Source organism: Vibrio sp. E150_018, from assembly GCF_053544035.1.
This window is the reverse complement of sequence record NZ_JBHGNY010000003.1, coordinates 79,963-102,046: the sequence shown is the minus strand read 5'-3', so window position 1 is coordinate 102,046 and position 22,084 is coordinate 79,963. Positions and strand designations below refer to the sequence as shown.

Below are 22,084 nucleotides of genomic sequence, written 5' to 3'. Positions count from 1 at the left end.
TAACGAATAAACCTAGCCTTTAATTTCAGGGAGCTGCTCTGATGACTTTGCAGAAGGTGCCTGTGCTTTATTCAATTGTTTGCGTAAACGAAGCACAGTGAGTTTTGATTTCAGATATAAACTACCAAAAATCAACCAGGCAATCGCAAAAGCAACCACAAAAACGATGCCGAGTAACAAAGAGAGCGGCAGTTCGTTTTGAGCAATGAGATAATTAAATGTCACTGTTTCTTGATTCTGTGCGCCTAACGCTAAAGCAATCAGAAAAAGTGCGATAACCAGTATGATTTTTATAATTTTCATAATTACCACCTTTCCATACAGCGAAATGATTCTTTGATTATGCAGTAAATTTGCCTGACACTCCATTGCCAATTAATTGAAAGATGGAAATATTATTAATTAAATTGTCAGTCGTTTGAATTTTACCCATAAAAAAACGGCAATCTAACGAATGCCGCTTTCTTTAAATTCTAATCATGTAACGTCATAACACGGCACCACTTACGCAATGCTACTATTTACACGCTCACGTAGTTCTTTCCCTGGTTTAAAGTGAGGAACGTATTTACCTTCCAGTTCCACTTTTTCACCTGACTTGGGGTTACGACCAATACGTGGTTCACGATAATGTAGAGAAAAACTGCCGAAACCACGAATTTCAATACGATCGCCCTCTTCCAACTTAGAAGCCATATGTTCCAGGATATCTTTTACGGCATCCTCTACTTCTTTTGCTGATAAATGGGTTTGCTGAGCACAAAGTCTTTCAATTAATTCTGACTTAGTCATAGGTGATTCCCTCACTTTTCTCTTTCTTATCGAAAAAAGGGAGCCCTTTCAGGCCCCCTTCTATAGGCAAAAAATTATTCGCCTTTAGCAGCCTTGAATGCGTCAGCCATAGCATTACCAAACGCAGCTTCATCAGCTTTGTTTAGAGTAGCCATTGCTTCTTGCTCTTCAGCTTCATCTTTAGCTTTGATAGATAGGTTGATTACGCGATTCTTACGGTCTACACCAGTAAATTTCGCTTCAACGCTGTCTCCAACACTGAATACTAGAGATGCATCTTCGATACGGTCACGTGCTGCTTCAGAAGCACGGATGTAACCTTCAACACCTTCTTGTAATTCAATTGTAGCACCTTTCGCGTCAACTGCAGTTACAGTACCGTTTACAAGAGTACCTTTCTTGTTGTCAGCAACATAGCTGTTGAACGGGTCGTTTTCCATTTGCTTAACGCCAAGAGAAATACGCTCACGATCAGCGTCTACTGCTAGAACAACTGCAGAGATTTCGTCGCCTTTCTTGTAGTCACGAACTGCTTCTTCACCTTGAGCATTCCAAGAAATGTCAGATAGGTGAACTAGACCGTCAATACCACCGTCAAGACCGATGAAGATACCAAAGTCAGTGATAGACTTGATCTTACCAGTAACTTTGTCGCCTTTAGCTTGCGCTTCAGCGAAAGTCTGCCAAGGGTTAGCTTTACATTGTTTTAGGCCTAGAGAGATACGACGACGTTCTTCGTCGATATCAAGAACCATAACTTCAACTTCATCACCAACGTTAACCACTTTAGATGGGTGGATATTTTTGTTAGTCCAATCCATTTCTGAAACGTGTACTAGACCTTCAACGCCTTCTTCGATTTCTACGAAGCAGCCGTAATCAGTTAGGTTAGTTACACGACCAGTTAGTTTGTGACCTTCTGGGTAACGCTTAGCGATTGCTACCCATGGATCTTCACCAAGTTGCTTAAGACCTAGAGAAACACGAGTGCGCTCACGGTCAAACTTAAGAACTTTAACTAGGATTTCGTCACCAACGTTTACGATCTCAGATGGGTGCTTAACACGCTTCCAAGCCATATCTGTGATGTGAAGTAGGCCGTCTACACCGCCAAGGTCAACGAATGCACCGTAGTCAGTAAGGTTCTTAACGATACCTTTAACTTCAGTACCTTCTTGTAGAGTTTCAAGAAGTTCGTCACGCTCAACACTGTTTTCTGATTCGATAACAGCACGACGAGAAACAACAACGTTGTTACGTTTCTGATCAAGCTTGATTACTTTGAACTCTAGCTCTTTGTTTTCTAGGTGAGCAGTGTCACGAATTGGACGTACGTCTACTAGAGAACCAGGTAGGAATGCACGGATACCGTTTAGTTCAACAGTGAAACCGCCTTTAACTTTACCGTTGATGATACCAACAACAGTTTCAGCTTCTTCACATGCTTTCTCAAGTACGATCCAAGCTTCGTGGCGCTTAGCTTTCTCACGAGAAAGTTGAGTTTCACCGAAGCCATCTTCTACCGCGTCAAGTGCTACATCTACTTCAGCACCAACTTCAACTTCAAGTTCGCCAGCAGCGTTCTTGAATTGTTCAGCTGGAATAGCAGATTCAGATTTTAGGCCTGCGTCAACAAGAACGAAACCGTTCTCGATAGCAACAACAGTACCTTTAACAATAGTACCTGGGCGGAATTCTAGTTCGTTTAGCGACTCTTCAAAGAGTTGAGCAAAAGATTCAGTCATTATATATGATCTTCAATTAATTAAACGTCCATGGGTATCCTACCGCATGGGGTTGATAAATTAGCCAGTCATCATCCTTGCGACCGACAGTCCTTATCACTAAATAGCGATGTTTTTAAAAACCAGACGTTCTAAAAACAAACAATTACTTAGTGAGTTTAGATTCTATAAATTCTAGCGCGACTTCTACCACTTCTTCAATAGAAAGTGATGTAGAATCAATCACTAATGCATCATCAGCTGGACGTAAAGGAGCAACAGCACGGTTGCGGTCACGATCGTCACGTTCCTGAATATCGCATAAAAGTTGGTCGAATTTACCACTTAACCCCTTTAGTTGCAACTGGTTCAAGCGGCGTTGTGCTCTTTCTTCGGCACTTGCATCCAAGAAAATTTTCGCTTCAGCATTCGGGAAAACAACCGTTCCCATATCTCGACCGTCAGCAACTAAGCCTGGTTCCGCACTAAATGCACGCTGGCGACGTAGTAATGCTTCACGCACTCGAGGTAAAGAAGCGACTTTTGAGGCAGCAGTGCCCGTTTCTTCTTTACGTAATTCTTTCGATACGTCTTCACCCTCTAAAATGACTCGCACCAAGTCACCTTCCGCAATAAATTGCACATCAAGGTGATTTGCTAGTGGTACTAGTGCATCTTCTGATTCTGTGTCCACACCATGATGAATAGCGGCTAAAGCCAATACACGATAGATTGCGCCTGAATCAAGTAGATGGTAATTCAACTTATCCGCAAGCATCATGCACAAGGTACCTTTACCTGCGCCGCTTGGCCCATCTACGGTGATAACCGGGCTTTGAGATGACATACATTTTCTCCGGGATCTATGTGAGCAAGCTATGCTCAAGAAACATGACGGTTTTTAAGCGCAAAATTATAGCGAAATTAGACCGTCTATGCATGGATTATTAGTCAATATATCCAAGATTAGTCAAAGCAACTGAAATTTTATCCCAATACAAAAAAGCCCCACGCTAAGTGAGGCCGAATAAATATTCTACTTATGTTTAATTTTAGACCAACTGGCTTAATTCGCTAAACTTTGTAAAGTAATTAGGGAAAGTCTTTGAGGTGCAGTTTGGATCGTTAATCGTCACTGCGGTATCACTTAGCGCCACAAGTGAAAAACACATTGCCATGCGGTGATCATCATAAGTATCTATCGCAGCATGCTTTAGCTGTGTTGGAGGTGTAATAGTAATGTAGTCATGACCTTCCTCTACTTCTGCGCCAACTTTTCTTAATTCTGTTGCCATCGCAGATAAACGGTCAGTTTCTTTTACTCGCCAATTATATACATTACGAATCGAGGTAGTGCCTTTGGCGAATAACGCCGCCGTTGCAATCGTCATCGCGGCATCTGGAATATGGTTAAAATCCATATCGATCGCATTCAATTGCCCTTTTCGGCAAAGAACATAATCCTCGCCCCACTCAATTTCTGCGCCCATTTTTTCCAGTGCGTCTGCAAATTGAATATCACCTTGAATACTGTTTTTACCAATGCCGGTTACTTTAATTTCTCCGCCTTTAATTGCCGCTGCGGCGAGGAAGTAAGAAGCCGAAGACGCATCGCCTTCAACCAAGAATTGACCTGGGCTTTGATAAGTTTGACCTGCAAGAATGGTAAATGTTTGGTAATTATCATTGATTACATTAACACCAAACTTAGCCATGATGTCTAAGGTAATATCTATATATGGCTTAGAAACCAATTCACCTTCAATGTGAATGGTAATATCCCCCTCAGCAAGCGGCGCAGACATGAGGAAAGCGGTTAGAAATTGGCTTGATATAGAACCATCAATTGTCACTGAACCAGACTTCAACCCTGTGCCAGTTATTTTGATTGGTGGATAATTTTCATTTTCTAAATACTCAATCGAGGCTCCGGCTTGCTGCAACGCATCAACTAAGTGACCAATTGGACGCTCTTTCATCCGTGGTTCACCGGTTAATACAAACTCCCCTTTTCCTAGGCACAAAGCCGCTGCGAGAGGTCGCATTGCTGTACCTGCATTGCCGAGAAACAATTCAAGAGGAGTAGAAGTGTCTATATCAAAAGCACCACCGATACCTTGCACTTCGCACACGGTTTTATCTTCGGACAATTGGAATGCGACGCCTAGTTTGGTCAGAGCGTTCAACATGTGTCGAATATCATCACTATCTAAAAGATTAGTTAAGCGCGTCGTGCCAGTCGCCAAAGCGGCCAATAATAAAGCCCGGTTTGAAACACTTTTTGACCCCGGAAGGTTAATTTCACCGGAGATTTTCGAGATAGGTTGAAGAGTAAGGCTTTCCATTGGTTTTCATATTCCTTGCTAAAAGCTATTAATGCATTTGAGATTAACGAAAAACAAGATTTAGTGCTAGTGTAAATCTTGCTATCATCTCAAGAGTTGATTAATAAATAGAATACTTGCCGTGACTATCTACTTACCTTGCTTAGATGACTATAAAGAAACATTTCCTGATGTAGAGTCGGCACTCACTGAGCCGGATGGGTTATTAGCTTTCGGCGGCGATCTCAGTCCAGAGAGAATTATCAACGCGTATAAGCATGGCATATTCCCTTGGTTTTCACAGCAAGACCCCATTCTATGGTGGAGTCCTGCGACTAGGGCGGTGATCGAACCTAATCAATTCTCTCCCTCTAAAAGTCTAAAAAAGCATCTTCGTCGTAATCATTTAACCGTCACTTTAAATCAAGCAACCGAACAAGTAATTACACTGTGCGCCAGCACTCGCCCTATCGAAGAAACCTGGATCACTCGAGAGATGATTCATGCTTATATTACATTAGCCAAATTAGGTCATTGTCATTCTGTTGAAGTTTGGCGCGATGACACTTTGATTGGTGGTTTATATGGCATTAAATTAGGCCAACTATTTTGTGGTGAATCGATGTTTTCAATTGAAAGCAATGCATCTAAAGTTGCCTTCTGGTATCTATGCGATCACTTTTCTCATGTTGGAGGTCAACTGATCGATTGTCAGATCATGAATCCTCACTTGGAAAGGCTAGGCGTCAACGAGGTTCCACGTTCTCACTTCATATCGCTAATAAAGCAATTACAAAATAAGCCAATAAATAGCAACTTTACACCGTGTACACTTAAGCTCACAGAAGGATAAACGGATGGAATCAAACCAAATAAAGATCGGCTTAACTCCTTCTAGCCAATGTAGCTATTTAGAAAATCAACAAGAACGGGTCGCGGTTATTTTAGATGAAGCGTTACATACTCCTGGTCAATATGAACTCTTTCTTGCTAATGGCTTTCGTCGTAGTGGCAATATGATCTATCGACCTCATTGCGATGCTTGTCAGGCCTGCCAACCCATTCGAGTCTCAATCCCAAATATTACATATTCAAAGAGTCAGCGACGATTACTGAATAAAGCAGCGCGACTTTCATGGCAATTAAAGTCGCAACTAGATGATAATTGGTTTGATTTGTATGAGAAGTATATTGAAGCGAGACATCAAAGTGGCAGTATGTATCCTGCCAATAAAGATGTTTTCGAAAACTTTATTCTCGCAGATTGGATGCAGCCTCAATTCTTACATGTTTATGAGAACGGTACGCTCATCGCAGTAGCGGTAACAGATTGCCTACCTAACTCTCTAAGTGCATTTTATACCTTTTATGAACCTGAACACCCATTATCACTAGGTACTTTGTGTGTGTTATTGCAATTGAAGCAATGTGAACAAATACATAAACACTGGCTTTATTTGGGTTATCAAATTGATGATTGCCCAGCGATGAATTACAAAGTTCGCTTTCAACGTCATCAAAAGCTAGTAAATCAGCGTTGGCAAGGGTAGAATACGCAACAACTTTAATCTCCTGCATATAATTATTCATTGTTGGAGCATTATTACCCCTAAATTGACTGCTCAATCTAGCGGTTAAGAATAAGCCAAATTTCGGTAAGAGGATTAAATGGCAAAAGAAGACGTAATCGAGATGCAAGGCACTGTCCTTGACACATTACCAAACACTATGTTCCGCGTAGAATTAGAAAATGGTCACGTAGTAACGGCACACATTTCTGGCAAGATGCGTAAAAACTACATCCGTATCCTAACGGGTGATAAAGTGACTGTAGAAATGACTCCATACGATTTATCTAAAGGCCGTATCGTCTTCCGCGCACGTTAATCAATTAAATGTTTAAGTGGCTATCACGTCCGTTTAAACCTAATTTCAAAACCGAGGCTTAGGCTTCGGTTTTTTATAACTTCAATTCCCCTCCCCTCTATCAAGGCTGGAAGCACAAAAAAGCTCCTACCTTTTTAGGTAAGAGCTTTCAACGTCACTCATAAGTTAAAGCCGCCATCTCATACAAGATTAGTGAACCGCTTCTTCTTGATTTAAATAAGTGAATTCCAGTTCTTCATCATTGTGATTGAGCGCTACTTTTACTGTTCCGCCATCAACCAAAACTCCAAATAACAACTCATTTGCCAGTGGTTTTTTCAATTGCTCTTGAATGACACGTCCCATAGGTCTTGCGCCCATAGTTTTATCGTAACCTTTTTTGGCTAACCAATGACGAGCCTCTTCCGACACTTCCATTGAAACACCACGTCCATCTAGTTGTGCTTGTAATTCCACAATGAACTTATCCACTACCTGATGAATCATCTCTTCACTCAAGCTATTAAACCAAATGATATTATCCAAACGGTTTCTAAACTCTGGTGTAAAGACTTTCTTGATTTCAGCCATCGCATCATAACTATTATCTTGCTGAATCAAGCCCATAGATTGTTTCTCAGTCTCTTGAACACCCGCATTGGTTGTCATTACCAAGATAACATTTCTGAAATCGGCTTTACGACCATTGTTATCAGTCAGTGTGCCGTTATCCATTACTTGCAATAACAAGTTGAATATATCGCCATGCGCTTTTTCAATTTCATCAAGTAGGACAACTGAATGAGGGTGTTTAATCACCGCATCCGTCAACAAACCACCTTGGTCATAACCCACATAACCAGGAGGGGCACCGATCAAACGACTCACAGAATGACGCTCGCCGTATTCCGACATATCAAAACGCAGTAGTTCAACCCCTAGTAGCTTAGATAATTGCACCGTCACTTCTGTTTTACCTACCCCTGTTGGGCCTGCAAACAAGAATGAACCAACCGGTTTATTATCGTGGCCTAAACCGGCACGAGTTAACTTAATCGCTTCACATAACACTTCAATCGCAGGATCTTGTCCAAATACCAGTAGCTTGAGTCGGCTATCTAGGCGTGACAATACTTCTTTGTCTGAAGAAGAAACTGACTTTTCTGGGATCCGAGCAATCTTGGCTACGATAGCTTCAATATCAGCAACATTGACGGTTTTCTTACGTTTACTCACAGGTGCTAGTCGACAATGTGCGCCCGCTTCATCAATAACATCGATTGCCTTGTCTGGCAGATGACGCTCATTAATGTACTTAGCAGAAAGCTCCACAGCAGCACGTAACGCTTTATTGCTAAAACGAACCTGATGATGCTCTTCATATTTGCTCTTAAGGCCGATAAGAATTTTCGTCGTATCGTCAATAGAAGGCTCTAAAATATCAATTTTTTGAAAACGTCGAGCCAGCGCACGCTCTTTCTCAAAAATGCTGCTGTATTCTTGATAAGTCGTTGAACCAATGCAGCGTAATTTACCGTTACTCAGTAATGGTTTAATGAGGTTCGCTGCATCCACTTGGCCACCAGAAGCGGCTCCAGCACCGATAATAGTATGAATTTCATCAATAAAGAGAATGGTATCTTTCTCTTTTTCTAATTGCTTCAAAATAGTCTTAAAGCGCTTTTCAAAATCACCGCGATATTTGGTGCCTGCTAATAACGAACCAATATCAAGTGAATAAATCACACTGTCTTTAATCACATCAGGTACGTTACCTTCAACAATACGCCACGCTAACCCTTCAGCTATTGCCGTTTTACCAACCCCCGCTTCACCGACGAGTAATGGATTATTCTTACGACGACGACATAACACTTGAATTGTGCGCTCAAGTTCAACATCACGACCAATGAGCGGATCGATTTGCCCTTTTTTAGCCACTTCATTAAGATTTGTAGCAAAACTATCTAAACGCTCTTCAGAACTATTTTCTTGCGGCTGATCACCAGTGATATCACTTTGACTGCCATCAACGTCATCTCCTGATTTGCGAATACCATGTGAAATAAAATTAACGATATCAAGTCGACTGACATCATTTTTCTTTAGAAGATAGGCGGCGTGTGACTCTTGCTCACTAAAAATGGCAACAAGTACGTTAGCACCTGCGACTTCATTGCGGCCAGAAGATTGAACATGGAATACCGCGCGTTGCAGTACTCGTTGAAAACTTAATGTTGGCTGAGTTTCACGTTCTTCATCAACAGTTGGGATCAAAGGGGTCGTTTGCTCAATAAAAGCATCGAGTTCTTGGCGTAATGTATCAATATCTGCTTGGCAAGCTGATAAAGCCTCATGAGCAGAATCATTATCAAGCAGCGCTAATAAAAGGTGCTCAACAGTCATAAACTCATGACGTTTCTCTCTAGCACGCATAAATGCGCTATTCAAGCTCATTTCCAGTTCTTTATTTAGCATAGCTACCTCCCCAAAGAACAATTACTATGTTCATATTCAGCTAAAGCCTAAGTCATCTAGGTGATACCAATCAAAATAAAAGGCACTACACCTGTTCCATAGTACATAACAAGGGATGTTCATTTTCACGAGCATACATGGTGACTTGCATCACTTTTGTTTCAGCAACTTCAGCCGTAAATGTGCCGCAACTTGCTTTTCCCTCAAAATGCACTTTTAACATTACTTGAGTCGCACTCTCCAAATCCATAGAGAAAAAGCGACTCAGTATTTCAATTACAAAATCCATTGGCGTGTAATCATCATTATTAAGTATCACATGATACATCGCCGGTGGCTTCAGTTTGGTCTTCTCATCTTCCAGAAGATCGATATCTGGTGAAGTCCATTGGTATTGCTTATTCATGCTTAATTCTACTTTATGACCAACATTGATAGAAAACAAACCTATCAACCTGCCTTCTTATTTAGAGACTAATCCACCAATTGTATCCCTGCAAATAAAAGATTGCTATTCCGTTACACTTGCAGACTAACAGCTTAAAAAGAAAGCAATATACTCTCAAACTATCATTAAACGATGTAAATGAGAAAACTCAATGTTAAGCAAAAGTTAAACTCACATCGCTATTTTTGTTATTCGACCGATAATTATCACCATCAACTATTGACTGTTAGCCATGATTGTCTAAATTGTGTTCTTAGAGTGGTTAAAAAACTAACCGTTATATCGTTAAAAAGCATGAGGGATGTAAAGCATGGCTACAGGTACCGTTAAATGGTTTAACAATGCCAAAGGATTTGGTTTCATTTGTCCAGAAGGAGAAGAAGGTGATATTTTCGCTCACTACTCGACAATTCAAATGGACGGGTATAGAACGTTAAAAGCAGGACAACAAGTATCCTACGAAGTTGAAAAAGGCCCTAAAGGCTCTCATGCTAGTCTTGTCATGCCACTAGATGGCGACCAAGTAAAATAGTCCAATTACGATAACTAAATATCACACCTTTCTATAGACTTTTCTGTTATCTATATTCAAGTATAAAGACTATATAAAGCCATACAAATGACCTTATCAATTTGTATGGCTTTTTATGCATCACTCCCCCTTAAATCTAAAATACCAAGCAAAGTAAGCAGCTAAATTAATCCCTACATGTACTAATGCCAATCGCACTAATTATCTGATCATTCTTTCTTGTGAAAAGCCTCGATAACTGCGTTATCAGTTTTGATTGTAGAACGACTGCTTATCGAAAATTTATGCCTTATTCTCAAGGATTCTTCCTGCGCAATTATTGATCACCTAATTATGTTGATTGTTATAACAGACATAAAAAAAGCGCCCATATAGAGCGCTTTATCATTTATTTAAGACTCTTCAGCTTAGCGTAAAGCATTTAGCACTTGGTTTAGTGTCTCACTAGGACGCATTAGTGTTACTACTTTGTCTTCATCAAATAAGTAATAACCGCCTAAGTCGCCTGCAACGCCTTGTGCCTGATTTAATTCAGTTACAATCTGCTGCTCTTTTTCAGCAAGCTCGGCTGCAATCGGTGCAAACTGCTGAGCAAGATCAGCATCTTTCGACTGTTCAGCCAATGCCTTCGCCCAGTATGCCGCTAGGTAGAAGTGGCTACCACGGTTATCAAGCTCACCCACTTTACGAGATGGTGATTTGTTCTCATCTAAGAATTGACCTGTCGCTTTATCTAACGTTTCAGCTAATACTTTTGCTTTAGGGTTATTCGCAACGCTACTTAGATGCTCAAGAGAGGCTGCTAAAGCAAGGAACTCACCTAAAGAATCCCAGCGTAAGTGATTTTCTTTTTCAAGTTGTTGAACGTGCTTAGGAGCCGAGCCGCCCGCGCCCGTTTCAAATAAACCACCACCATTCATCAGAGGAACAATTGACAACATTTTCGCTGATGTACCTAGTTCAAGAATTGGGAATAAATCCGTTAGGTAATCACGTAATACGTTACCTGTTACCGAAATAGTATCTAGGCCGTCTTTGATACGATCAAGGGAGTAGTTGGTTGCCGATACTGGATCTAAAATCTTAATCTCAAGACCATTAGTGTCATGTTGTGGCAAGTAAGCATTGACCTTTTTAATCAACTCAGCATCATGAGCACGATTTTCATCTAACCAGAATACCGCAGGTACACCTGCATCACGTGCGCGAGTAACGGCCAGTTTCACCCAGTCTTGAATTGGAGCATCTTTAACCTGACACATACGGAATAAGTCGCCTTCTTGAACATTTTGCTCAAGTAGAACTGTATCATTTTCGTCAATCACACGTACAACCCCCGCTTTTTTCGCAACGAAAGTTTTATCATGTGAACCGTATTCTTCTGCTTTTTGTGCCATCAAACCTACGTTTGGAACACTACCCATAGTCGTTGGATCAAATGCACCATTCTTTTTACAGAAGTCGATAACTGCTTGATACACACCCGCATATGAACGATCTGGGATCATTGCTTTAGTATCTTGCAGCTGACCTTCGCTATTCCACATTTTACCAGAAGAACGCAACATTGCTGGCATTGATGCATCAACAATCACATCACTTGGTACATGCAAGTTAGTGATACCACGATCAGAATCCACCATCGCCAATGAAGGACGAGTGGCATAAACGGCATCTAATGCTTGTTCAATTTCTTGTTTTTGATCAGTGGGTAAGTTTTCAATCTTACTATATACATCACCGATGCCATTATTCACATCAACGCCTAACTCTTCAAACAAGTTACCGTATTTATCGAATACATCTTTATAGAACACTTTAACTGCATAACCGAAAATAACTGGATCAGAAACTTTCATCATGGTTGCTTTTAAGTGCAAGGATAATAAGATCCCTTGTTCTTTAGCCTCATCAATTTGCTTTTCAAAGAATTCAACTAAAGAAGCTTTATTAAGCACAGCCGCATCAATAATTTCTTTATCTAACAGAGCAAATGGCGCTTTAAGCACTTCAACTGAACCACCCGCATCGACATGCTCAATACGTACATTGCGCGCACCATCAATAGTGACGGATTTTTCGCTACCGTAGAAATCTTGCTCAGACATACTCGCAACATGTGATGCTGAGTTTGCATCCCAAGCCCCCATTGAATGTGGGTTTTTCTTCGCGTAGTTCTTAACAGAAAGTGGTGCACGACGGTCAGAGTTACCTTCACGTAAAACTGGGTTTACTGCACTCCCCTTAATCTTATCGTAAGTTTCTTTAATTGCACGCTCTTCGTCTGTTTTTGGCTCATCAGGATAGTTAGGTAGTGCGTATCCTTTGGCTTGAAGCTCTTTAATCGCTGCGCGTAATTGAGGAATAGAAGCAGAAATGTTTGGTAGTTTAATGATGTTTGCATCTGGAGTATTAGCCAGGTCACCTAGCTCAGAAAGCGCATCACCAATTCGTTGTTCTTCTGTTAGGTATTCAGGAAAGTTCGCAATAATACGACCCGCTAATGAAATGTCACGAGTGTCTACATTGATACCTGAAGAAGCGGTATAAGCACGAATGATTGGCAATAGTGAGTAAGTTGCCAGCGCTGGTGCTTCATCAGTAATAGTGTAAATAATAGTTGGCTGCTTATTTTTCATTTGATCTGTGGTAGGCATTGAATTTCCCTATATATTTCGAACAGCCTTAATAGATGAGATTGGCTGTGTGGCTCAAGAAAACGGTCATCTCATTCGACCTTTCTCTATGTTGGTAGATAATAGATATTAGCTATACCAGATAATTTTTAGCACAGCTGCTTTCGTTCACTTATACTCTTTCAAAGTCACGTCAAAGTCATTTCACGATAACTTGATGATAGAGATATTATTTAGCATTCCATCCGAACTCTTTTGGGTAAGAAATTCGAGAATGAATTAAACAAATTCAAGTTAATGGTCTATTATCTTCTTCTTTTAGCGGCACCATACTAGATCAATTCTAAAGTTATTAAAACTTAGCCTCTTAATTTGTTTACATTTTTGCAAGGTAGTTAACATGTCGAGCTCAAACTCTCTCTCTAAAAAGACACAATCGAGTCGTAAGTTTCAAACAGATCCGACCAAATCAAGAGGAAAAAAAAGCAGCTCAACACATCGTTTTACTAAACGCCCTAAACAAAAAATAACTCACAACTCACCGCGTGTGACCGCAGAAAACCGCATCGTCCTTTTGTTTAATAAGCCATACGATACACTTAGCCAATTTACTGACGGTGAGAAACGAAAAACGCTAGCTGACTATATTGATATTAAAGATGTATATGCCGCCGGTAGATTAGACAGAGACAGCGAAGGCCTAATGGTGCTAACGAACGATGGTATTCTACAAGCTAAAATCACTCAGCCAACATCCAAAGCGCCAAAAACGTATTGGGTGCAAGTGGATGGGGCACCCTCTGAAAAGGATTTAGAACAGTTACGCCATGGTGTTGAACTCAAAGACGGCATAACACTTCCCGCCAAAGTGGAAATTATTCCCGAGCCTGAAATATGGCCTCGTAATCCCCCAGTTCGCTTTCGTGCAAACATTCCAACAACCTGGCTAGCAATGACTATTATTGAAGGTCGTAATCGACAAGTCAGACGTATGACGGCGCATATTGGTTTTCCAACATTAAGGCTAATTCGTTACTCAATTGGTGATTGGTCTTTAGGTAATTTACAGCCTGGTAATTACAAAGTTATTAAAGTTTAAGCAAACAGTACAATATGCATTATTTCTCCCCCTCTCGGATCTGTCACCTGTGATAACTTTCTGTTAGAATTCGGACCAGATTAATTTTGTGGTATTCATTGCATGTCAGATAACAGCCAAAAGCTAGAAAATGCTAATAAAAAAGTAATCGTCGGAATGTCCGGTGGTGTCGATTCTTCCGTTTCAGCTTACTTGCTTCAACAACAAGGCTATCAAGTTGAAGGGCTTTTCATGAAAAACTGGGAAGAAGATGATAACGAAGAATATTGTACGGCAGCAGAAGATCTTGCAGATGCGCAAGCTGTGTGTGACAAGTTAGGCATTGAACTGCATACCATTAACTTTGCATCTGAATACTGGGACAATGTTTTTGAATATTTCTTAGCGGAATACAAAGCTGGCCGTACGCCAAACCCTGATATTCTATGTAACAAAGAAATCAAGTTTAAAGCTTTCTTAGAATTTGCTGATGAAGTGCTTGATGCAGATTATATCGCAATGGGTCACTACGTTCGTCGTACCTTCCCTACTGCTGAGCAAATCGAAGCGGGTGAATTACCGAAAATGCTTCGTGGTTTAGATAGCAATAAAGATCAAAGCTATTTCTTATACACGCTAAGCCATGAACAAGTGGCTAAGAGCTTATTCCCTGTTGGTGATTTAGAAAAACCAGAAGTTCGACGCATTGCGGAAGAGCAAGATTTAATTACGGCGAAGAAAAAAGATTCAACCGGCATTTGCTTTATCGGTGAGCGTAAGTTTACTGATTTCTTATCACGCTATTTACCTGCTCAACCGGGTAAAATCGAAACGCCAGAAGGCAAAGTAATCGGCGAACACCAAGGCTTGATGTACCATACCCTAGGTCAACGTAAAGGCTTACATATTGGTGGCCAAAAAGGTGGTGGTGGTAATGAAGATCCATGGTATGTCGCTGAAAAAGATCTCAAACGTAATGTGCTTATCGCAGTACAAGGTGGCGATCATCCACTTCTAAAATCTACGGGTTTAATTGCTTCGCAATTGCACTGGGTTGATCGTCAAACAATTACTGAACCTCTACGCTGTACGGTTAAAACACGTTATCGCCAGCAAGATATTCCATGTATTATTGAGCCTATCGATGAAAACAATATCAAAGTGATTTTCGATGAACCTCAAGTAGCAGTGACTCCGGGGCAGTCGGCAGTATTCTACTCGCAAGATGTCTGCTTAGGCGGCGGTATTATTGAAGCGAGAATCTAATCGATTATTAACATTTAAAGGGCTCTTCGTGGCCCTTTCGTTTATAGTAAACAGCATCAATTAAGTTTGTTTTTAGGAGAAGTTAACGTGGCAAACACTCTTTATGACCGTACCATCGCTTTTGCTGGCATCTGCCAAGCGGTTGCACTTGTTCAACAGGTCGCGCGAAACGGGCATTGTGATTCTGCGGCTCTTGAAACAACGTTAAAAACCATCGTCAATATGACTCCACGTAATACGCTGGATGTCTTTGGTGATGAATCAAACCTTAAGCTGGGGCTTGAAACCCTAATTAACGGCATAGATGGCTCTCCAGCAGGCAGCGAAGCAACCCGCTATATCATTAGCATTATGTCATTAGAGCGCAAACTCAACGCTCGCCCTGATTCGATGTCTCAACTCGGTGATCGTTTGACTACCATCGAGCGCCAAACTGAACATTATGACTTGCTAGAAGATCAAATGATCAGCAACCTTGCCAGTATTTATCTCGATGTGATTAGCCCTGTTGGTCCGCGTATCCAAGTTTCTGGCACACCAGCCGTATTACAACAAACGACTAACCAACACAAAGTTCGCGCCTTATTATTAGCAGGCGTACGTTGTGCGGTGCTATGGCGTCAAGTTGGTGGTAAACGTCGTCACTTATTGTTTGGTCGTAAGAAGATGCTTGAACAAGCTAAAATCTTACTTGCACGTACTTAATAACACGCACCTAATAATAAGCGACATGCTAAACCTATTTACCCTATTTCAATCTAACTCAATTTAATTCAGGAGATACACATGGAACTGTCAGCATTGACTGCTGTTTCACCGGTAGACGGCCGCTACGGAAGTAAAACGATTGCGTTACGCAGCATCTTCAGCGAGTACGGCCTACTAAAGTACCGTACTATCGTTGAAATTCGTTGGTTACAAAAGCTTGCAGAGACTGCTGCAATTGCAGAAGTGCCTGCATTCAGTGACAAAGCGAACCAATATCTTAACGAGATTGCGGCGAACTTCAGCGAAGATGATGCCAATCGTATCAAAACGATTGAACGTACGACTAATCACGATGTAAAAGCGGTTGAGTATTTCCTAAAAGAAAAAGTAGAAGCACTACCTGAATTGCATGCAGTAAGCGAATTCATCCATTTTGCTTGTACTTCTGAAGATATCAACAACACATCTCACGCGCTTATGCTTAAAGAAGCACGTGATGAGGTTATTCTTCCTGCCATTCGTGAAATCATTGATGCGATTAAAGCACTAGCGGTTGAGTATCGTGATATCCCGCTTCTTTCTCGTACCCACGGCCAACCAGCTTCACCTTCGACTATGGGTAAAGAAATGGCAAACGTGGCATACCGTATGGAACGTCAATACAAGCAAATCGCTAGCGTTGAAATCCTAGCAAAAATCAACGGTGCCGTCGGTAACTACAACGCTCATCTTTCTGCTTACCCTGAGCTAGATTGGCATGCATTTAGTGAAGAGTTCATCACCAAGTCACTTGGCGTAGACTGGAACCCGTACACAACGCAAATCGAGCCACATGATTACATTGCAGAATTGTTCGATGCGATTGCGCGTTTCAACACCATCTTAATCGACTTCGATCGTGATATTTGGGGCTACATTGCATTAGGCCACTTTAAACAAAAAACCATTGCTGGCGAAATTGGCTCTTCAACCATGCCACATAAAGTGAACCCTATCGATTTTGAAAACTCGGAAGGTAACTTAGGTTTAGCTAATGCGATTTTTGGTCATCTTGCACAAAAACTGCCTATCTCTCGCTGGCAGCGTGACCTAACTGACTCAACGGTTCTTCGTAACCTAGGTGTTGGTTCTGGTTATGCAATGATCGCTTATTCTTCAGTGATGCGCGGTATCAGCAAGCTTGAAGTAAACCAAGCGGCTCTTGAAGCTGAGCTAGACAAGAACTGGGAAGTACTAGCTGAACCAGTACAAACAGTGATGCGTCGTTACGGCATCGAAAAACCATACGAGAAACTAAAAGAATTGACTCGTGGTAAGCGTGTAGATGGCGAAGGCATGCGCGCATTTATTGATGGCCTTGACATCCCTGAGGATGAGAAAGAACGCCTAAAACAAATGACCCCAGCAAACTACATCGGTGATGCGGTTAAACTGACGGATTTGTTGAAATAAACAAAGGTCGTTACCCGAAAAAACAACATTCGTCATTCCAAAAGTGAGGAACGAACTGTTTGGAATCTCCTACGTTAAGCTGTGAAGTCGATAGCTTTAGGAGATCCTGAACTACACTCCTTCGTCGTTATTCAGGATGACAGCTCAAGGGTTAGCTCCGGCTGGCCCTTTTCTTTTGCTATCCACTCTCCCCCTTATCCTCTACATTTCCCTTTAATCTGTGCTTTCTGTTACACTCTTCGCCCTGTTTCGTTTCAATACAACTTGTAGGCACCTCATGTATCAACTTTCTTTTTCTCTAGAAGAATTCTTAGCCAAGTATTGGCAAAAAAAACCAACCATCATTAAAGGTGGCCTATTTACCGACTCTCCAGAAAATGGCTTCGTCGATCCGCTAACGCCTGACGAACTAGCCGGGCTTTCTATGGAAGAAGTTATTGATTCCCGTTTTGTATCTAACAAAAACAAACAATGGGCCGCTGAACATGGGCCGTTTGATGAAGATAAGTTCGCCCAACTCCCTGAGAGCCATTGGTCTTTGATCGTACAAGCGGCAAACCATTGGCACCCAGAAGCGGCTCAATTAGTTGAACCATTCAAAGCGATGCCGGGTTGGTTATTTGATGATGTCATGATTAGTTTTGCGGTAGAAAATGGCGGCGTAGGCCCTCATATTGATCAGTATGATGTTTTTATCTGCCAAGGCTTAGGTAAGCGTCACTGGCGTGTCGGTGCGAAAGATAAAGGCCAATATGAAGAAGTCATCCAAGGACAAGCTCTACGCCAAATAAAAGGTTTTGATGCGATTATTGATGAGGTACTCGAACCGGGCGACATCATATATATTCCACCTGGCTTCCCACACGATGGCTATGCACTAGAGCCATCAATGAGCTACTCTGTTGGCTTCCGCTCACCAAAAGAGCAAGAGCTATTAAGTAACTTTGCCGATTACATTTTAGCGCACGATATTGGCGATGTTCACTTACACAACCCAGAGCAAAAAACGCAATCGGGTTCCGGTATGATACAAACGACCGACACGCAGTTACTCATTAGCATGTTGAAAAAAGCCTTTGAAGACCCCGCTAGAATTGAAGATTTCTTAGGTTGTATGTTGAGTCAATCACGTCATCAGCTAAACATCATCGTACCGGAAGAACCTCTCACTATGGATGATGTGATGCAGTGCATCCAAACAGAACAGCCGTTATATAAAGTGGCTGGCCTACGTGCGAACTACCATGAGACCAACCCAAATACTTTATTCATCAATGGTGAAGTATTTGAGCTTGAAGCCGGGTTAGAGCCTTTAGCTAGCATTTTATGTGATTATGATGATATTGAAGCACAAACCTTATCATCCCTGACTAGCATCCCTGCGGCAATCACTCTATTAACTGAGTTGATTAATAAAGGTTACTGGTTTTACGAGTAACATCTTTGTTAGCACTAGTCTCACTAAAGCTAATCACTAGTGCCGAACAAATCATCATCTAAGTGGCGACTCTGATTATTCTCAGTGTCGCCACTTTTACTTTTAGAGCTAAGCCATTAAGATGGCACAAACTCAAATAAGGAAAGTGAATTCCAATGAAAGTGATCTCTTTTAATATAAACGGCCTACGCGCGCGACTTCATCAACTACAAGCCATTATCGATAAGCATCAACCAGATGTGATTGGCCTACAAGAAATCAAAGTGCATGATGAAGCTTTCCCACTTGCCGATGTAGAAGCCATGGGATACCACGTATACTTCCATGGTCAAAAAGCCCATTACGGTGTTGCCATGTTATGTAAGCAAGAGCCTATCTCGGTACAAAAAGGGTTTTCAACTGATACCGAAGAACATCAAAAGCGTATGATCATGGCGACATTTGAAGATGAAAGCGGCCAGAAAACGACGGTGATGAATGGTTACTTCCCACAAGGTGACAACATTAACCATGAAACCAAATTCCCATACAAGCGCCAGTTTTATAAAGATCTTATGACGCACCTGAACACTCATCACCACAACGATGAGCAAGTGATTGTGATGGGCGATATTAATATTAGTCCAATTGATTTAGATATTGGCATCGGTGAACCAAACGCAAAACGCTGGCTAAAAACCGGTAAATGTTCATTCCAACCAGAAGAACGTCAATGGTTAAAAACTCTGCTTGATTGGGGCTTTGAGGATACCTTCCGTAATCTTCACCCAACTGTCGATAATCAGTTCTCGTGGTTTGATTATCGCTCTCGTGGCTTTGATGATAATCGCGGCCTACGCATTGATGTGATTTTAGCGACACCATCTCTTGCGGCTAAATGTATTGATGCGGGCATTGATTACGAATTGCGTGGCATTGAGAAGCCTTCCGATCACGCGCCTATTTGGTCTGAGTTCAAATAATCCCACATAAATAAAACGCCGCTAGTGGCGAACTAACGGCGTTTTATTTTATCGCAATGCAGTGACCTGTTAACTTAATGGTCTTGCATAAGCCAATAGTCGTTTTTCCGTTACCTTGAAAGCATAGATAATCGACATACTTAAAATCATGTAGAAAATCCCCGCAGTAAAGAATGCTTCAAACGGTGCGTAAGTACGTGAGTTCACCAAGCGTGCCACGCCTGTGATATCCATGACCGTAACGATACCGGCCACCGCAGAACCATGCAGCATAAAGATAACTTCATTGCTATAAGCAGGTAGCGCGCGACGCAATGCACTTGGCAAAATAATACGGCGATATATCTTCCATGTAGACATACCGTAAGCTTTCCCCGCTTCAATCTCGCCTTTATCAAGCCCTTTAATAGCACCAGCAAAAATCTCTGCGGTATATGCTCCAGTGTTCAGTACAAAAGCCACTAGAGCACAAAACCAAGCATGCTCCCACAACGTATCTCGCACTTGCATAAACTGGTTGCTACCGTAGTAGATCAAGTACAGCTGAACCAGTAACGGCGTGCCTCGGAAAAAGTAGCTATAACACCATACCGGAAAGTTAATAAAATAATTTTTGCTTGTTCGAGCAATACCGGCAGGAATCGCAATCACTAGCCCAATAATTAATGCTAAACCGACCAACCAAAACGTGGTCCATAAGCCTTCAAAATATAAAGGCAAGCTGTCAATGATGACTGAAAAATCCATGCTTACCTCGTATGTAATGTGTATTTACGCTCTAACAACCTAAGTAGGCCAATAGAAACACTAGTAAAAAATAAGAAGATAACTGATACCGTCATGTAGAAGGTAAATGGCATCTTGGTCGAGCCGGCTGCCAGTGCCCCAACGCGTACCATGTCATCTAGTCCAATAATAGACACCAACGCTGTGGTCTTAAGTAGAACCAGCCAATTATTACCAAACCCCGGAATGGCATGACGAACCATCTGCGGTAATAAAATACGGCGAAAAGACATCACATTACTCATACCATAGGCTTTAGCCGCTTCTAACTCCCCTTTATCAACCGCCATGATTGCACCACGGAAAGTCTCTGCCATATAAGCGCCAAAGATAAAACCAATAGTCAGTACACCTGCCGTAAATGGGCTGACATCAATATAGTCAGGAAGATAAGCCGTCCACTCATGATTTTCATTATAACTAATCATCCAGCTATTAATTTGCTCATTCAGTGAGTAGAGAGAATTGTTTAATAAAATCTGACCACCGAAGAAAATAAGCATCATCAATACGAGATCAGGAATGCCACGAATAATGGTGGTATAGGTGGTCGCGATCACGCGAGCCCAGCGATAAGGAGAAAGTTTTGCCAATGCCCCTAAAATGCCAAGCAATACTGCTACAACCAAAGATAACAACGCGACTTCAATCGTAACCAAAGCGCCCTGTAAAATGGTTTGTTCATAACCTTGTAAAAAATCTAACATCATAAAGGTCTAATTTTGTGAGAGGCAGCCAGTTTAAGCTGGTACTGCCTCTATAATATTAAAGCGGATTATTCACCGTATACATCATACGCAAAGTACTTAGCAGCGATTTCCTGATAAATACCTTTTTCGCGTAATGAATCAATGGCTTTGTTTATCTGTTCAGCGAGATCTTTATCTTGCTTACGAACGGCGATACCAAAACCATCACCGAACCATTTTTCATCCGTTAGTGATGGCCCCGTGAATTCATAGCCGTCTTTCTTATCTAACATGCCACTTTTCAGAGCTGACGCATCACCAAATACAGCATCGATACGTCCGCCTTCTAGATCAAGGTAAGCTTCATCAAAAGTACCATAACGTGAAACATCCACGATACCTTTGTAGTTATCTTCAATGTATTGGTCATGAGTCGTTGAGCGCTGAACACCAATTTTCACGCCTTTTAATCCTTCTTTGGTGAACTGAATATTTGCGCCTTTTTTGGCAATAAATTTATTCGGGATCAAAGCGTATTTATGAGTAAAGGCAACTTTCTTTTTACGTTCTTCGGTAATCGACATGCCAGCAATAATCGCATCGTACTTACGAGCAAGCAGAGCAGGAATAATACCATCCCAATCTTGAGCAATGATTTGACACTTCGCTTCCATCTCTTTACATAGAGCGTTAGCCAGATCTATATCGAAGCCAGCTAGCGTGCCATCGGCTTGCGTATAATTAAACGGAGGGTAAGCGCCTTCAGTTGCAAAGCGCACGGTTTTCCAATCCTTGGCTTGTGCCACTCCAGATAAAGCTGTAGCCGCAATTGTTGCTGCTAAAAACCACTTTTTCATATCCATACTCCTGTGATTATGACTTTTGTTATGTTGTATGTTTTATCA

General features: G+C 41.5%; 21 protein-coding genes. 10 read left to right on the top strand and 11 right to left on the bottom strand.

What is annotated here, in order from left to right:
• Positions 1–12 precede the first annotated feature (12 nt).
• The 5 genes from ACE3G9_RS05215 to aroA form a co-directional block, all read right to left on the bottom strand.
• A complete protein-coding gene (locus tag ACE3G9_RS05215; RefSeq protein WP_417878778.1) occupies positions 13–303 on the bottom strand; it encodes a LapA family protein in 291 nt (96 codons plus the stop codon).
• Positions 304–504: 201 nt separating this feature from the next.
• A complete protein-coding gene (gene ihfB, locus ACE3G9_RS05210; RefSeq protein WP_346656333.1) occupies positions 505–807 on the bottom strand; it encodes an integration host factor subunit beta in 303 nt (100 codons plus the stop codon).
• Positions 808–866: 59 nt separating this feature from the next.
• Positions 867–2,537 carry a 30S ribosomal protein S1 gene (rpsA, locus tag ACE3G9_RS05205; protein ID WP_027696121.1) on the bottom strand — a complete coding sequence of 557 codons (1,671 nt, stop codon included), beginning with the start codon at positions 2,535–2,537 and terminating at the stop codon, positions 867–869.
• Positions 2,538–2,682: 145 nt separating this feature from the next.
• Positions 2,683–3,363, bottom strand: coding sequence for a (d)CMP kinase (gene cmk, locus ACE3G9_RS05200; RefSeq protein ID WP_417878777.1), 681 nt, complete (start codon positions 3,361–3,363; stop codon positions 2,683–2,685).
• A 205-nt stretch (positions 3,364–3,568) separates the two neighbouring features.
• Positions 3,569–4,861 carry a 3-phosphoshikimate 1-carboxyvinyltransferase gene (gene aroA, locus ACE3G9_RS05195; RefSeq protein WP_449218618.1) on the bottom strand — a complete coding sequence of 431 codons (1,293 nt, stop codon included), beginning with the start codon at positions 4,859–4,861 and terminating at the stop codon, positions 3,569–3,571.
• 121 nt (positions 4,862–4,982) lie between these two features.
• On the opposite strand from aroA, the gene aat reads away from it, so the two are divergent.
• The 3 genes from aat (at position 4,983) to infA (ending at position 6,727) form a co-directional block, all read left to right on the top strand.
• Positions 4,983–5,693, top strand: a complete 711-nt coding sequence (gene aat, locus ACE3G9_RS05190) for a leucyl/phenylalanyl-tRNA--protein transferase (RefSeq protein WP_417878775.1) — start codon at positions 4,983–4,985, stop codon at positions 5,691–5,693.
• A gap of 4 nt (positions 5,694–5,697) precedes the next feature.
• On the top strand, positions 5,698–6,390 hold the full coding sequence (locus tag ACE3G9_RS05185) for an arginyltransferase (RefSeq protein WP_417878774.1): 693 nt from the start codon (positions 5,698–5,700) through the stop codon (positions 6,388–6,390).
• A gap of 118 nt (positions 6,391–6,508) precedes the next feature.
• On the top strand, positions 6,509–6,727 hold the full coding sequence (infA, locus tag ACE3G9_RS05180) for a translation initiation factor IF-1 (protein ID WP_001040192.1): 219 nt from the start codon (positions 6,509–6,511) through the stop codon (positions 6,725–6,727).
• Positions 6,728–6,916: 189 nt separating this feature from the next.
• Here the strand turns inward: infA and clpA are convergent, their stop codons facing one another.
• Positions 6,917–9,184, bottom strand: coding sequence for an ATP-dependent Clp protease ATP-binding subunit ClpA (gene clpA / locus ACE3G9_RS05175; protein WP_449218617.1), 2,268 nt, complete (start codon positions 9,182–9,184; stop codon positions 6,917–6,919).
• Between the two features lie 85 nt (positions 9,185–9,269).
• The gene (gene clpS / locus ACE3G9_RS05170; RefSeq protein WP_027696127.1) at positions 9,270–9,590 is read right to left on the bottom strand and encodes an ATP-dependent Clp protease adapter ClpS; all 321 of its coding nucleotides are present in this window, start codon (positions 9,588–9,590) and stop codon (positions 9,270–9,272) included.
• 352 nt (positions 9,591–9,942) lie between these two features.
• Between clpS and cspD the strand changes: the two genes are divergently transcribed.
• Positions 9,943–10,164: a cold shock domain-containing protein CspD gene (gene cspD, locus ACE3G9_RS05165; protein WP_417878772.1), complete on the top strand. Its 222-nt coding sequence runs from the start codon at positions 9,943–9,945 to the stop codon at positions 10,162–10,164.
• A 407-nt stretch (positions 10,165–10,571) separates the two neighbouring features.
• Here cspD and ACE3G9_RS05160 read toward each other — a convergent pair whose 3' ends face one another.
• A complete protein-coding gene (locus tag ACE3G9_RS05160; RefSeq protein ID WP_449218723.1) occupies positions 10,572–12,803 on the bottom strand; it encodes an NADP-dependent isocitrate dehydrogenase in 2,232 nt (743 codons plus the stop codon).
• A 397-nt stretch (positions 12,804–13,200) separates the two neighbouring features.
• Between ACE3G9_RS05160 and ACE3G9_RS05155 the strand changes: the two genes are divergently transcribed.
• The 6 genes from ACE3G9_RS05155 to xthA all read left to right on the top strand — a co-directional run bounded on the left by ACE3G9_RS05155 (position 13,201) and on the right by xthA (position 19,704).
• Positions 13,201–13,899: an rRNA large subunit pseudouridine synthase E gene (locus tag ACE3G9_RS05155; RefSeq protein WP_449218616.1), complete on the top strand. Its 699-nt coding sequence runs from the start codon at positions 13,201–13,203 to the stop codon at positions 13,897–13,899.
• Between the two features lie 102 nt (positions 13,900–14,001).
• The gene (gene mnmA / locus ACE3G9_RS05150; RefSeq protein ID WP_449218615.1) at positions 14,002–15,144 is read left to right on the top strand and encodes a tRNA 2-thiouridine(34) synthase MnmA; all 1,143 of its coding nucleotides are present in this window, start codon (positions 14,002–14,004) and stop codon (positions 15,142–15,144) included.
• Positions 15,145–15,231: 87 nt separating this feature from the next.
• Positions 15,232–15,849, top strand: a complete 618-nt coding sequence (hflD, locus tag ACE3G9_RS05145; RefSeq protein WP_449218614.1) for a high frequency lysogenization protein HflD — start codon at positions 15,232–15,234, stop codon at positions 15,847–15,849.
• A gap of 81 nt (positions 15,850–15,930) precedes the next feature.
• Positions 15,931–17,304 carry an adenylosuccinate lyase gene (gene purB / locus ACE3G9_RS05140; RefSeq protein WP_449218613.1) on the top strand — a complete coding sequence of 458 codons (1,374 nt, stop codon included), beginning with the start codon at positions 15,931–15,933 and terminating at the stop codon, positions 17,302–17,304.
• Positions 17,305–17,581: 277 nt separating this feature from the next.
• Positions 17,582–18,742 (top strand): ribosomal protein uL16 3-hydroxylase, encoded by a 1,161-nt coding sequence (locus tag ACE3G9_RS05135; protein ID WP_449218612.1) that lies wholly within the window; start codon positions 17,582–17,584, stop codon positions 18,740–18,742.
• A 155-nt stretch (positions 18,743–18,897) separates the two neighbouring features.
• Positions 18,898–19,704 (top strand): exodeoxyribonuclease III, encoded by an 807-nt coding sequence (gene xthA, locus ACE3G9_RS05130; RefSeq protein WP_417878766.1) that lies wholly within the window; start codon positions 18,898–18,900, stop codon positions 19,702–19,704.
• Positions 19,705–19,773: 69 nt separating this feature from the next.
• Here xthA and ACE3G9_RS05125 read toward each other — a convergent pair whose 3' ends face one another.
• From ACE3G9_RS05125 to ACE3G9_RS05115, 3 genes are all read right to left on the bottom strand, one after another.
• Positions 19,774–20,451, bottom strand: coding sequence for an ABC transporter permease (locus tag ACE3G9_RS05125; RefSeq protein WP_417878765.1), 678 nt, complete (start codon positions 20,449–20,451; stop codon positions 19,774–19,776).
• Between the two features lie 2 nt (positions 20,452–20,453).
• Positions 20,454–21,197 carry an ABC transporter permease gene (locus tag ACE3G9_RS05120; protein ID WP_449218722.1) on the bottom strand — a complete coding sequence of 248 codons (744 nt, stop codon included), beginning with the start codon at positions 21,195–21,197 and terminating at the stop codon, positions 20,454–20,456.
• Positions 21,198–21,265: 68 nt separating this feature from the next.
• Entirely contained in the window at positions 21,266–22,036 is a 771-nt protein-coding gene (locus ACE3G9_RS05115; protein WP_417878764.1) for an ABC transporter substrate-binding protein, read from the bottom strand.
• Positions 22,037–22,084: the final 48 nt, after the last annotated feature.